The following is a 13111-nucleotide window of genomic DNA, read 5'->3' as shown; positions in this document are numbered from 1 at the left end:
TCAGGGTTCTTCCATGCCGGGGGTGTCGTGGGCGTCCGGAGCGGGCTCGGCGCTGCCGCCGCCGGGTCCGCTGAACATGTATTTGCCGACCAGTTGGATCAGGTCCACCGCCGGCTGGGTGAATACGATCTCGTCGCCGGACGTGAGCACGTCCGGATCGCCGCCGGGCTGCAGCCCGATATAGCTCTCGCCCAGCAGGCCGCTGGTGAAGATGCCGGCCGAGGTGTCGGCGGGCAGGTCCTTGAACGTGCCATCCAGCGCCAGGGTCACGATGGAGTCGTATTTAACGGGATCCAGCTGAATATCGGCCACCTGGCCGATGGTCACGCCGCCGATCTTCACCGGCGCCTGCCTGCGCAGCTGGCCGATCTGGCTGAAGCGTGCCTTGAGCACGTAGTCGCCGCCGCCGATGCCGAAGCGCTGGTTGGTCGAGGCCACCGCCAGCACCAGCAGCGAGGCCAGTGCCAGCAGCAGGAAGGCGCCGACGGAAAATTCGAGTCGAGGTCCACGGATGGCCATGTTGTTGTCTCACTCCAGGTCCAGCAGGCGCTTCGTCGGGTCGACCGAAGCGGGTTGTTCGTCGGATTCCCGCACCGGCACGGGCGGGCTTCTGCGAGGGACTCGCATCATTGGAACATCAGGGCGGAAAGCACGAAGTTGAACATCAGCACCAGCAGCGAGGCGTTCACCACCGCGCGGGTGGTCGCCACCGAGGTGCCTTCGATGGTGGGTTCGGCATGGAAGCCGACGTAGGCCGCGACCAGGGCCGCGGTGCCGCCGAAGATCGCCGACTTGAGCAGCGCCACGGCGAAATCGTCCCAGAAATCGACGCTGCCGCGCAGCCCGGACCAGAACGTGCCGTTGTCCTGGCCCAGCACCTGCACCGCTTCGAACCAGCCGCCGGCGATGGCCAGCGAGCAGAAGATGCCGGTCAGCAGCGGCACGGTCAGCACCGCCGCCCAGAACCGCGGCGCCACCGCCTTGGCCACCGGATCGATGGCCATCAGCTCCAGCGCCTTGATCTGGTCGGTGGCGCGCATCAGGCCCAGTTCGGCGGCGATCGAGCTGCCGGCGCGGCCGATGAACAGCAGCGCGGTCAGCACCGGCGCCAGCTCGCGGTACAGCGACAGGCCGAGCAGGGTGGACAGCGCGTCCGCGGCGCCGAAGGTGGTCAGCGTGCGGTAGCCCTGCAGGGTCAGCACCAGCCCGACGAAGGCGCCGCCCACGGCGATGATCGGCAGCGAACGCGCGCCGATCTTGTAGATCTCGCGGGTCAGTTCGGCCAGGAAGTCGCGGGTCGGCAACGAGCCGCGCAGCACCGTCAGCGAGAACAGGCCGGCGCGGCCGAGCGAGCGCAGGGAAGAGGCGAACGGCATCAGGAGATCCTCGTGCGCGCGGCGGCGTCGAACGGGATCGGCCCGTCCGGCTCGCCATGCAGGAACTGCCGCACCAGCGGGTCGGCGCTGGCCTGCAACTGGTCCGGGGTACCGGAGAAGACGATGCCCTGGTTGGCGATGACCAGCGCCTGGTCGCAGATCGGCAGGGTTTCGTGCACGTGGTGGCTGACGATGATGCTGGTCAGCCCGAGGCTGGCGTTGAGGCGCTGGATCAGGCTCATGATCACCCCGGAGGCGATCGGGTCCAGTCCGGTCAGCGGCTCGTCGTAGATCATCAGCGGCGGGTCCAGCGCCAGGGCCCGGGCCAGCGCGACGCGACGCGCCATGCCGCCGGAGAGCTCCCGTGGCCAGGCGTCGGCCACCGCCAGCAGGCCCACCGCGTGCAGCTTCATCCGCACCAGCCGTTGCAGCACCGGCTCCGGCAGGCGGGTGTGGGTGCGCAGCGGCAGGGCCACGTTCTCGGCCACGGTCAGGTCGGTCAGCAGGCCGTTGCCCTGCAGCAGCACGCCGACGTTGCGGCGCATCTCCAGCAGCGCGCGGCTGCCGTGCGGGATGTCCCGGTCGAACAGCCGCACCTGCCCGGCCACCGGGCGCAGCTCGCCGGTCAGGGCCGCCAGCAGGGTCGACTTGCCGGTGCCCGACGGTCCCAGCACGGCGGTGATGCTGCCGCGCGGCACCGTCAGCGAGACGTCGCGCAGGATGGTGCGCCCGCCGCGGTCGATGCGGACGTCGGACAACTGCACCAGGGGCGTCCGGGACGGAGACATGGCGGCCTTTAACGGAAAACCAACGTGGCAGGATTATCGGGCCCAGCTGAACAAAAGAGAACTGGACCGTGCAGTATTGTCGCCGGAGCCGCCGCCCGGCGGCGTGTCCATGGGCGGAACGGCCCGTCTCTCCAGGCTCATCCGGGGTCCACCGCAGGAGGGGGATGCAGCGCGCGCAGCGCGTCCGGTTCGTCGGCGAAGGCCACCACGCCGCGCAGGCTGGCGAGGATGCGCCGCGCATAGCCCAGGTCGTTGAGCAGCGAGCCGGCCTGCAGCCCGTCCAGCCGATCCTGCTTCACCGCGGCGAACAGTTGCTGGCGGAAGGCTTCGACGAATGCCGTGTCCTGGCGTTCCAGCGCCTCCAGCGCCGGTTGCCGTGCCGCGTGCCGTGCATCGCCGTCGCCGGCGGCCGGCAGCGGGGCAAGGTCGCGCAGTGCGCGCAGCTGTGCGGACAGGTGCCCGCGCAGCGCCACGTAGCTGCCGCGCAGCGTCGAGTCGTCCGCGCGCAGCCGCTGGCCGAGGTTCTTCTGCAGGTGCTTGGCGTCCTTGACCGCATCGACCATGCGCGCCGCGGCGGCCTGGCTGCCGGCCCAGAACCGCTGGTGCTCGGCGTCCAGCACCACTTCCAGCCGGCCCATGAAGCGCAGCAGGTCACCGTAGACGCCCTTGACCCGCTGCTGGTACAGGAGCTCCGCGTCCGGGCCATCGCCGTCGGGCACGGCCGCGAGCGCATCCTCGCCGGGCGGGGTCTGCCGTGTCCCCAGCGGCAGGTACAGCGTCTGGCAGATCACCTCCAGGCTCAGCTGCCCGAGGTGCTCGAGTTCCCGCGCGACCGCGGCGGCGGCGGCATCGGCCGACTCCAGGGCCTGGTCGCTGAGGTGGCGTGCGCGGACCCGCGCGTCGCCACCGATGCCGGCGTCGGCGCGGTCGGGCAGCCAGCGTAGCAGCCGCGCCGCCAGCTGCGGCTGCCAGGGCCAGAACAGCGCCACCCCGCCGGCGTTGAACAGGGTATGGAACAACGCCAGCTGCAGCAGCGGGTTGTCACCGAACCCGGCGGCGCCGGCCAGCGCGCCCACCAGCCAGGTCAGCGGCGCGAGCAGCGCGAACGCCAGCAGCGCGGTCACCACGTTGAACAGCACGTGCGCCAGCGCCAGCCGCTGGCCGCTGCGGTTGCCGCCGAGCATGCCGACCACCGCGGTGCTGACGCTGCTGCCGACATTGGAGCCGATGGCGATGGCCAGGCTCTGCTCCAGCTGCAGCTGGCCGGCGGCCAGTGCCGCCAGGGTCAGCATCAGGGCGGCATGGCTGGATTGCAGCACCACCGTCAGCAGCAGGCCACCGAGCACGAACAGCGCCATCGTGCCCAGGCCGCCGGCACTGCCCGCGGCCAGCTCGTAGCCGCCGCCGAAGCCGTCGAAGCCGGCCTTGATCTGGTCGATGGCCAGGAACACCAGCGCCACGCCCAGCACCACCCGGCCGGCGGCCTTGCCGCGCGCGCCGGTGAATCCGGCGAGTACGCCGAACACGAGCAACGGCAGGGCCAGCGGGGACAGGCTCAGGTTCTGCCCGGCCAGCGCCAGCAGCCAGATGCCGCTGGTGGCGCCGAGGTTGGCGCCGAGGATGAGCGCGATGCCGCCGGCCAGCTGGATCAGCCCGGAGCTGATGAAGGCGATCGCCAGCAGCGACACCAGGGTGCTCGACTGCAGCACCGCGGTACCGGCCACGCCGCACAGCAGGCCGCGCAGCGGCGTGGAGGTGCCGCGCGCCAGCAGCTTCTCCAGGCGGCCGCCGGCCAGTTGCTTGAGCCCTTCCTCCAGGGTCTGCATGCCGAACAGGAACACCGCCAGGCCGGCGCACAGCTGCAGCCAGGCGTCGTTGCGCCAGAACGACCATGCCAGCAGCGCGGCGGCGGCCACGACCAGGAGGATGCGGGGATTCACGTGCGCCGGGGTCCGTCGATGCCAGGGGCGCGCATTATCGGCCGCCGGCCGCGCGCGGTGCAGGTCGTCGCGCCGGCCGCGACCGCGCTCCGGCACAATGGCCGGGCCATGCCCGACGCCGCTCCGGATTTCCGCCTCTACCATTCCAATGCGCTGGACGTGCTGGCGTCGCTGCTGGCGCATGCGCTGCGCGCGCCGGCGCCGGGCCAGCCGCTGCTGGCCGCGGATACGGTACTGATCCCGCAGGTGGCGATGCGGCGCTGGCTGCAGTCCACGCTGGCGGCTGAGTACGGCATTGCCGCCAACCTGGAATTCCTCACCCCCGGCGAGTTCGTCGCGCGCGCGCTCAAGGCCAACGTGCCCGGCGAGCACGACGACCTCGGCGCGGCCGGCCTGCACTGGCGGCTGTACGCGGCACTGACCGACGACACCCTGATGCGGCAGCCGGCCATGGCCGGCCTGCGCGCCTACCTGGAGCGCGACGGCGGTGCCGGCGGCGACCCGCTGCGGTGCTGGGCGCTGGCGGCCGAGCTGGGCGCGGTGTTCGAGAAATACCAGGCCTGGCGCCGCGACTGGCTGCTGCGCTGGGAGGCCGGCGCCGACCACGATGACCCGCAGGCGCTTCTCTGGCGGCGCATCGCCGCCGGTCGCCAGCACCGCGCGCGCCGCATCAACGACTACCTGGCGCGCTTCGAGGGCGCCAGCCAGCCGCTGCCGCAGGGCCTGCCGTCGCGGCTGTTCGCTTTCGCCGCGCTCAACGTCTCGCCGGACGTGCTGCGGGTGATCGCCACCCAGGCCCGGGTCGGGACCCTGCATTTCTACCTGCCGACGCCGACGCGCGCGTGGTGGGGCGACCTGCAGACCCTGTCCGAGCGCCTGCGCGGCGGGGTGGAGGACCCGTTCGGCAGCGCCGCCGGCGAGAACCCGCTGCTGCAGGCCTGGGGGGCGGCCGGGCGCGACTTCATGGCGGTGCTGGGCAGCTACGAGGTGGTGCATCCGTCCGGCGAGATCGCCGCCTATGTCGATCCGGAGCTGCGCGACGGGCCGACCCTGGACCAGGGCGGTCTGCGCGACAGCCTGCTGCACCGCCTGCAGGCCGACCTGTTCCACCGCCGTGCGGCACCGCTGGCGCCACTGCGCCCGGCACTGCGACTGGACGATCCCAGCGTGCAGGTGCATGCCTGCCATACCCGGTTGCGCGAAATGCAGGTGCTGCACGACCAGCTGCGCGCGCTGCTGGACGATCCGCGCTTCGACCCGCCGCTGGAGCCGCGACAGATCGCGGTGCTGGCGCCGGACATCGATCCCTACGTGCCGTACCTGGAATCGGTGTTCGGCGGCCGCGGCGGGGGCGAGGAGCACATTCCCTGGGCGCTGGCCGACGCCAGCCCGCTGCAGGGCGAGCCCCTGGCCGACGTGTTCGTGCAGCTGCTGGGGCTGCCGGTGTCGCGCTTCGGCCGCAACGAGATCCTCGACCTGCTGGCCAGCCCGCCGCTGGCGGCCGCGGCCGGGCTGGACGCGGCCGCGTTCGAGCGGCTGCACGGCTGGCTGCAGGCCGCCGGCGCCCGCTGGGGCCTGGATGCCGCGCACCGCGGCCAGCACCAGGCGCCACGCGACGATGCCTGCACCTGGCAGTTCGCGCTGGACCGCTTGCTGCTCGGCCACGCCAGCGGCAGCGACCGGGATCTGGCGGGGGTGGCGCCCTGGCCCGAACTGGAAGGCGGCGCGCTGGCCGCGCTCGATGCCCTGGTCCGGCTGCTGCGGGTGCTCGCCCGCCACCAGAAGACGCTGGCCGAGGCGCTGCCGCCGGCGCAGTGGCGGCAGCGCCTGCTCGGCCTGCTGGACGCGCTGCTGCCCGAACCACCGGCCGACGCGTCCACCCAGCGCGCGCTGGAGCGCCTGCGCAAGCTCATCCACGCATTCGCCGAGGACGCCGCGAACGCCGGCTTCGACGCGCCGGTGCCGGCCGAGGCGGTCCGCGCCCACTTCGCCGCGGTGCTGTCCGAAGCCGACACCCGGGCGCCGCTGCTCACCGGCGGCGTCAGTTTCGGGCGCATGGTGCCGATGCGGCTGCTGCCGTTCCGCGTGATCTGCGTGCTCGGCCTGGGCGACGGCGACTTTCCGCGCCGCGATCCGGCCGCCGGGCTGAGCCGGCTCACCGCCGAGCTGGGCAGCCCGCGCCGCCGCCATGGCGACCGCTCGCTGCGCGAGGACGACCGCTTCCTGTTCCTGCAGCTGCTGGCCTCGGCGCAGGACGTGTTCTACCTGAGCTACCTCGGTGCCGACGCGCGCGACGGCAGCCGGCGCGAGCCGTCGGTGCTGGTCAGCGAACTGATCGATGCGGCCGCCGCCTGCCACGACGATCCTCCGGCCGCGCGCGCCGCGCTGGTGGTGCGGCATCCGCTGCAGCCGTTCGTGCCGGCCGCGTTCGGCGGTGATGGCGAGCCACGGCGTTTCAGCTACCGCCGCCAGTGGCACCGGGCGGCCGCCGCGGTCGGTGGTCAGCGGCGGGTGCCGGCACCGTGGGCGGACGCCGCCGCGGTGGCGGAACCGGCCGCGCCCGCCGTGGAAGCGGACCTGCCACTGGACGCGCTGCGCCGGTTCCTCGCCGACCCGGCCGGCCAGTACCTCGCGCAGCACCTCGGGCTGCGCCTGCCCGACGACATCGAGATCGGCGACGACCTGGAGCCGCTGACGCTGCCCTCCGGGGGCCGCGACCGCAGCGCGCTGCAGCAGCAGGTGCTCACGGCGCTGCTGGAGGACGACGAGGACGGTCTGTACACACGCCTGCGCGCGCGCGCGCTGCTGCCTTCCGGTGCTTTCGGCCGGCAGCAGTTCGCCGGGCTGCTGGAGCAGGTCCGGCCCTGCGCGGAGCGTTTCGCGCACTGGTACGACGGTGCCCCGCTGCAGTCGCAGACCTGCGACGTGGTGATCGACGGTGTCCGCGTGCATGGGCGCATCGCACAGATCCATCCACAGGGCCTGCCGCGCCTGCAGGCCGGAGCACCGGGCGTGGCCTGGGTGCTGCGCAGCGGCCTGGACTGGCTGCTGGCCAATGCCGCGGGGGAGGGCCGGGCGCTGCTGCAGTTCGTCGACGATGGCCACGGCGACCACGGTCCGCACATCCTGCCGCCGGTTCCCGCCGGGCAGGCGCGTGACGCCCTGAAAGCCTTGATGCGCCTGCGTTCCCGGGGATTGCAGGCGCCCTTGCCGTTCGCGCCGTACACCGGCTGGGCGATCTACGGCGCGCCGCCGGACAAGCGCATGCGGGCGGCCCTCGAGAAATGGAACGGCAGCGAGCGCAGCTGGGGCGAGCGCGAGGGCCAGGCCCTGCAGCTGGCGTTCCGCGGCGCCGATCCGTTCGCATCGGCGGCCACTGCCAACAGCTTTATCCACAACAGCCTGGTGGTCTTCACCGCGCTGCGCGAAGGCCGCGCGCTGGAGCCCGGCGAGGTGCCGGCATGAAGCCGTCCTCCCTGCCGGCCGTGCCCGCCGACCCGTACCTCGACCTGCCGCTGTCGGGCCTGCGCCTGATCGAGGCCAGTGCCGGCACCGGCAAGACCTTCACCCTGGCCACCCTGTTCACCCGCCTGGTGGTGGAGCAGGGCCTGCGCATGGGCCAGATCCTGGCGGTGACCTTCACCGATGCCGCGACCCAGGAGCTGCGCAGGCGGATCCGCGAGCGCCTGGACCTGGCGGCACGGCTGGCGGCGCACGCGACGACCGCCGGCGACAGCCCCGAGCAGCACGTGACCGGCACCCTCCTGCAGCGCCACCTGCGGCAGGGAAGCGAGAGCCCGGCGCAGCTGGCGCGGCGGCTGCGCATCGCCGCCGAGGAGACCGACCTGGCGGCGATCTTCACCATCCACGGGTTCTGCGCGCGGGTGCTGGCCGAGCATGCGCTGGAAAGCGGACACAGCTTCGCCGCACCGCAGCTGCTGACCAACACCGGCGGACTGTACGCCACCCTGGCGGCCGATCTGTGGCGCCAGCAGGCGGACAGCGACGCGCTGTTGGACGCCCTGGCCAGCCTGTGGAAGACCCCCGACGCGCTGGCCGCCGACCTGCCGCGGCTGGTCGGCGGCCTGCCGCTGCTGCCGGCGCTGCCGGACCCGCCGCTGGAGGATGCCCGCCCGCTGCGTGCCGCCGCCGCCCGCCGCCTGGCCGACGCGCTGGTCGAGCATGGCGAGGCCTACCTGCAGCAACTGCGTGCCGCGCTGGAAGGCGGCGTGCTCAACAAGGCCAGCTACAAGGCCGACTGGATCGAGCCGCTGTTCCAGCACCTGCTGCACTGGGCCCGCCATCCCGATCCGTGGGCGGCCCTGGACGGGCGGCTGGAGCGGCTCACCCTCGACGCGCTCACCGCCCGGACTACCAAGGCCAAGGCCGGCAGCACGCCGGTCTCGCCCCTGCAGCCGGCAATCGCCGATTACCTGCAGGCGCTGGCGGGGTTCCACGAATGGCGCCGGCAGCAGTCCATCGTCCTGCTGCACCGGCTGCGCGGGGAGGCCCGCGGGCGGCTGGCCCTGCACAAGCGCCAGCAGCGGCTGCTGACCTACGACGACCTCATCGACGACGTGCACGCGGCGCTGGCCGGAGACGGCGGCGATGCGCTGGCCGGGCGCCTGCGCGCGCAGTACCGCTTCGCGCTGGTGGACGAGTTCCAGGACACCGATCCGCGCCAATGGGACATCTTCCGCCGCGTGTTCGGCGGTGCCTCCGGGGACGCCGCGCTGTTCCTGATCGGCGACCCCAAGCAGGCGATCTACGGGTTCCGCGGCGGCGACGTGCATACCTACCTGCAGGCCCGCGACCAGGCGGTCGAGGCGCCGCGGCTGGCCCACAACTTCCGCTCACGGCCGGGGCTGCTGCGCGCGGTCGCGGCGCTGTACGCCGCGGCCGGCGAGCGGGCGTTCCTGGATCCGCGGATCCGCTTCGAGCCGGTAGCGCCGGGCAGCAAGCGCCACGATGCCGACTATCAGCTCGAAGGCGCCCCGGCCCCGCCGCTGACCCTGCACGTCATCGCCGGCGATGCGGACGGCAAACCGCTCAAGGCCGACGACTCGCGCGACGCCGCGACCCTGGCCTGCGTCACCCACATCCACCGGGTGCTGGCGGCGGCCCGCCGCGGCGAAGCGTTGATCGACGGGCGCCCGCCGCGGCCGGGCGACATCGCGGTGCTGGTGCGGTCGCACCGCGAGGCGCTGCGTGTGCAGCAGGCACTGGCCGCGGTCGGCATTCCGGCGGTCGCCGCCGGCCGCCGCAGCCTGTTCGCCAGCACCGAGGCGCAGGAGCTGCGCCTGTTGCTGCTGGCCCTGCTGCAACCGGCCGACGAGGGCCGGCTGCGCGCGGCGCTGGCGACCGTGCTGCTGGGCGAGAGCGCGGCCGCCATCGCCGCCCTGGCCGACGACGGCGACCGCCAGCGCCGCCACCAGGACCGCCTGCTGCAGTGGCGCGAGCGCTGGCAGCGCGGCGGCGTGCTGGCGATGCTCTCCGAGGTGTGCGCGGAGCAGGCCGAGCGCCTGTTGGCGCTGGTCGATGGCGAGCGCCGGCTCACCAACTACCTGCAGCTGGGCGAACTGCTGCAGGAGGCCGGCAACCGCCGCATCGGCCTGCACGGCCTGCTCGACTGGCTGCAGACCTGCATCGCCCGGGCCGACGCGGGCGACGAGGCCCAGCTGCTGCGCCTGGAATCGGACGCGCACCGGGTGCAGATCGTCACCCTGCACAAGAGCAAGGGCCTGGAATACCCGCTGGTCTACCTGCCCTTCGTGGGCATCGACGGCCGCGCCCCGGATACCGACAGCTGCCGGATCGTGCACGACGGCGAGCGGCGCGTGCTGCACTGGAAGATCGACAAGGACGCCGCCGACTGGAAGGCCGTCGGCCAGCAGGCCGCCGCCGAAGAAGCGGCCGAGGCCGCGCGGTTGCTGTATGTCGGCCTGACCCGGGCCGAGCATGCGCTGTGGATCGCCACCGGTGCGCTGGCCGGCCTGTCCGGCTCGCCGCTGGGGCCGCTGCTGGACGACCCCGCCGCACTGGCCGCGCATGCCGACATCCACATCGTGCACGACCCGGTGGACGCGCTGCCCCCGCGGCTGGCGCCCGAGCGCGGGCAGGCCCTGCCCCCGGTGCGCCGTGTGCGCCGTGCGCTGGCGCATGACTGGTGGGTCTACAGCTTCACCCAGCTTGCGCGGGCCGAGGCCGGGCACGACACCGCGGCCGCGGCCACCGAGGCCGCCGGCGGTGCCGCCGACGAACCGCCGCCGGGCGATGCCGGACCGGCCGGCGACGGCGATGCGGGCCTCGAGGCGGCGGCGTTCGATCCGCGCTTCGCCGGCAGCCGTTTCGGCAACGTCCTGCACACGGCGCTGGAAGGCGTCGATTTCGGCGCCTGGGCCGGCTGGCGGCCGGACGCTGCCGCACCGCCGGGCCAGGCCGAGGTGCTTGCGGTGGCCCTGCGCGGCGAGGGCTACGTGGACGACACTGTCGACGACGGCGTGGCCCTGCTCACCGACCTGGTCGGCCGCACCCTGACCGTGGCCCTGCCCGAAGGCGGCGCCCTGCATGCGCTGGACGCCGGCGAGCGGCGGGCCGAGATCGAGTTCCACTTCGCGATGCAGCCCACCGCGGTGCCGGCACTGCTGCGCGAACTGCACGCGCATGGCGTGGTGCGCGGCCGCCAGGCGTTCGGGATGCGCGACCGCCTGGAAGGGCTGATGACCGGCAAGATCGACCTCACCTACCACCGTGATGGCCGCTGGTACGTGCTCGACTACAAGTCCAACCGCCTGCCCGGCTACGCCCCCGCCCAGCTGGAGGCGGCCATGCGCCACAGCGAATACGACCTGCAGGCGCTGATCTACACCGTCGCCCTGCACCGCTGGCTGCGTTTCCGGCTGGGCGCCGGCTACGACTATGCGCGCGATTTCGGCGGCATCCGCTACTTGTTCTGCCGCGGCCTGGAGCCGGCCCGGATACCCTCGCCGGGCGTGTACGCGCACCGCTTCGAGGCGTCCCTGGTGGATGCGCTGGATGCGCTGTTCGCGGGGGGCGAGGAGCGCCTGGCGGCGCTGCGCGCACGCGGCGGGGAGGGCGCATGAGCCTGCTGGCCGCACTGGTCCGCGCCGGGGCGCTGCGCGCGCTGGACCATGCGCTGGCGCAGAGCCTGCGCCGGCTCGACCCGGACACGCCCGACGCGGTGCTCGCGGCCGCGGCGCTGGCGTCGTACGCGGTGGCCCAGGGCCATGCCGGCTTCGACCCGGCACAGCCGGAGCGCCTGCTGGACGGGGCGCTGCCGTGGCCCGGAGCGGCGGCCTGGAGCGCGCAGCTGCAGGCCTCGCCCTGGGTGGCCGCGACGCACGATCCGGAGGCCGAGGCCATGCAGGCGCCGCTGGTCTGGGAACACGGACTGCTGTACCTGCGCCGCTACCGCGAGTACGAGCGCCGGTTGGCGCAGGGCCTGCAGCGGATCGGTGCGGCGCCCCTGGAGACAGGCGACCTGGCCGGGCTGGCGCCGGTGTTCGCGCAGCTGTTCCCCGCTGCGGAAGGGGCGGGCCAGGGCGACCTGTTCGCGGCCGCGCCGGCGGGCCCCGTGGCCGGGGATCGCCAGGCCCGTGCCGCCGCGCTCGCGCTGCGCCATGCGTTGTTGCTGGTCACCGGCGGGCCGGGCACCGGCAAGACCACCACCGTCGCCCGGCTGCTGGTGCTGCTGGCCGCGCAGGCCCATGCCGCCGGCCGCGCGCCGCCGCGCGTGGCGTTGGCCGCGCCCACCGGGCGCGCCGCCGAGCGCATGGCCGAGAGCCTGCGTGGCGCGGTGCAGGCGCTGCCGCAGCAGGGCGTGGATGCGGCCCTGTGCGCGCAGCTGCCGACCACCGGCACCACCCTGCACCGGTTGCTGGGGGTGATCCCCGAATCGCCGCGCTTCCGCCACCATGCCGACAACCCGCTGCCGTACGACACGGTCGTGGTCGACGAAGCCTCGATGATCGACCTGCCCTTGATGGCCAAGCTGGTGGACGCGGTGGCCGACGGCACGCGCCTGGTGCTGCTGGGCGATCCCGACCAGCTGCCCTCGGTGGAGGCCGGCGACGTGCTCGCCGCCATCCTGCGCGCCGCGGGCGACGGCAGCCGGGTCGCGGCCGCCGACGCGCAGGCGCTGCAGCCCCTGCTGGGAACGCTGCCGCCCGCCGCGGTCGCGGCGTCACCTGCGGGCTTCGCCGGCGCACGGGTGCAGCTGCAGCGGGGCTACCGCCAGAGCGCGGCGCTGCAGCTGGCGCCGCTGGCCGCGGCGATGCGCGACGGCGACGCCGCGCGCGCGCTGGCGCTGCTCCGGGAAGGCACCCTGTCCGGCGTGCATTTCCACGAGGGCGAGGACGATCCGCTGCAGGCCTGGCGCGCGCCGCTGCAGCGTTACTGGGCGGCACTGGCCGCCGCACCGGACCCGGCGCAGGCGCTGGCCGTCGCCGGCCGCCTGCGGCTGCTCACCGCGGTGCGCGAAGGCCCGCAGGGTGCACGCGGGCTCAACGCCCGCATCGAGGCGCTGTTGTCCGGCGCCCCGGCGCGCGGCGGCACGCCCGGCCATTTCCACGGCCGCCTGGTGATCGTCGGCGAGAACAGCTACCGGCATGGCCTGTTCAATGGCGATGTCGGCATCTGCCTGGACGACGGCAGCGGCCGTGGCACCACCGCCTGGTTCCCCGGCGACGACCCGGCCGCGCCGCGCCCGTTCCATCCGGCGGCCCTGCCCGCGCACGAGAGTGCCTTCGCGATGACCGTGCACAAGGCCCAGGGCTCGGAGTTCGACGAGGTCTGGCTGCAGCTGCCGCGTCGCGACGCCCGCGTGCTCGGCCGCGAACTGCTCTACACCGGCATCACCCGTGCCCGCCACGCCCTGCACCTGGCCGGCGATGCGGCGCTGATCGACGCCGCGCTGGCACGCCATGCCAGCCGCTGGTCGGGCCTGGCGCAGCGGCTGGGCCGGGCACGGGGATAGGGCCGCCCATGG

The 13111-nt window shown here is 73.9% G+C and carries 7 protein-coding genes; 3 read left to right on the top strand and 4 right to left on the bottom strand.

What is annotated here, in order from left to right; translation table 11 throughout:
• From mlaD to K5L01_RS09235, 4 genes are all read right to left on the bottom strand, one after another.
• A complete protein-coding gene (gene mlaD / locus K5L01_RS09250; RefSeq protein WP_250064085.1) occupies positions 1-519 on the bottom strand; it encodes an outer membrane lipid asymmetry maintenance protein MlaD in 519 nt (172 codons plus the stop codon).
• A gap of 107 nt (positions 520-626) precedes the next feature.
• Positions 627-1376 carry an MlaE family lipid ABC transporter permease subunit gene (locus tag K5L01_RS09245; RefSeq protein WP_250064084.1) on the bottom strand — a complete coding sequence of 250 codons (750 nt, stop codon included), beginning with the start codon at positions 1374-1376 and terminating at the stop codon, positions 627-629.
• Positions 1376-2164: an ABC transporter ATP-binding protein gene (locus K5L01_RS09240; RefSeq protein ID WP_250064083.1), complete on the bottom strand. Its 789-nt coding sequence runs from the start codon at positions 2162-2164 to the stop codon at positions 1376-1378. Before K5L01_RS09240 ends, K5L01_RS09245 begins: the two co-directional genes overlap by 1 nt.
• Positions 2165-2301: 137 nt before the next feature.
• Positions 2302-4104, bottom strand: a complete 1803-nt coding sequence (locus K5L01_RS09235; protein WP_250064082.1) for a Na/Pi cotransporter family protein — start codon at positions 4102-4104, stop codon at positions 2302-2304.
• Positions 4105-4212: 108 nt separating this feature from the next.
• Here K5L01_RS09235 and recC point away from each other — a divergent pair, with 108 nt between their 5' ends.
• Genes recC through recD form a run of 3 tightly spaced genes read left to right on the top strand, consistent with a single transcriptional unit; the run spans position 4213 to position 13099 of the window.
• Entirely contained in the window at positions 4213-7569 is a 3357-nt protein-coding gene (recC, locus tag K5L01_RS09230; RefSeq protein ID WP_250064081.1) for an exodeoxyribonuclease V subunit gamma, read from the top strand.
• Positions 7566-11207 carry a UvrD-helicase domain-containing protein gene (locus tag K5L01_RS09225; RefSeq protein WP_250064080.1) on the top strand — a complete coding sequence of 1214 codons (3642 nt, stop codon included), beginning with the start codon at positions 7566-7568 and terminating at the stop codon, positions 11205-11207. Before recC ends, K5L01_RS09225 begins: the two co-directional genes overlap by 4 nt.
• The gene (gene recD / locus K5L01_RS09220; RefSeq protein WP_250064079.1) at positions 11204-13099 is read left to right on the top strand and encodes an exodeoxyribonuclease V subunit alpha; all 1896 of its coding nucleotides are present in this window, start codon (positions 11204-11206) and stop codon (positions 13097-13099) included. Before K5L01_RS09225 ends, recD begins: the two co-directional genes overlap by 4 nt.
• The last annotated feature ends 12 nt before the right edge of the window (positions 13100-13111 follow it).

It is taken from the genome of Stenotrophomonas mori, assembly GCF_023556335.1.
Lineage (GTDB): Bacteria > Pseudomonadota > Gammaproteobacteria > Xanthomonadales > Xanthomonadaceae > Stenotrophomonas > Stenotrophomonas mori.
Note: the sequence above shows the minus strand (reverse complement) of the source record. Positions and strands in the feature narration are given on the sequence as shown.

Bases quoted from the DNA above. Each gene is read 5' to 3' on its own strand.
- mlaD (WP_250064085.1), bottom strand. From the start codon at position 519: ATGGCCATCCGTGGACCTCGACTCGAATTTTCCGTCGGCGCCTTCCTG.
- K5L01_RS09245 (WP_250064084.1), bottom strand. From the start codon at position 1,376: ATGCCGTTCGCCTCTTCCCTGCGCTCGCTCGGCCGCGCCGGCCTGTTC.
- K5L01_RS09240 (WP_250064083.1), bottom strand. From the start codon at position 2,164: ATGTCTCCGTCCCGGACGCCCCTGGTGCAGTTGTCCGACGTCCGCATC.
- recC (WP_250064081.1), top strand. From the start codon at position 4,213: ATGCCCGACGCCGCTCCGGATTTCCGCCTCTACCATTCCAATGCGCTG.
- K5L01_RS09225 (WP_250064080.1), top strand. From the start codon at position 7,566: ATGAAGCCGTCCTCCCTGCCGGCCGTGCCCGCCGACCCGTACCTCGAC.
- recD (WP_250064079.1), top strand. From the start codon at position 11,204: ATGAGCCTGCTGGCCGCACTGGTCCGCGCCGGGGCGCTGCGCGCGCTG.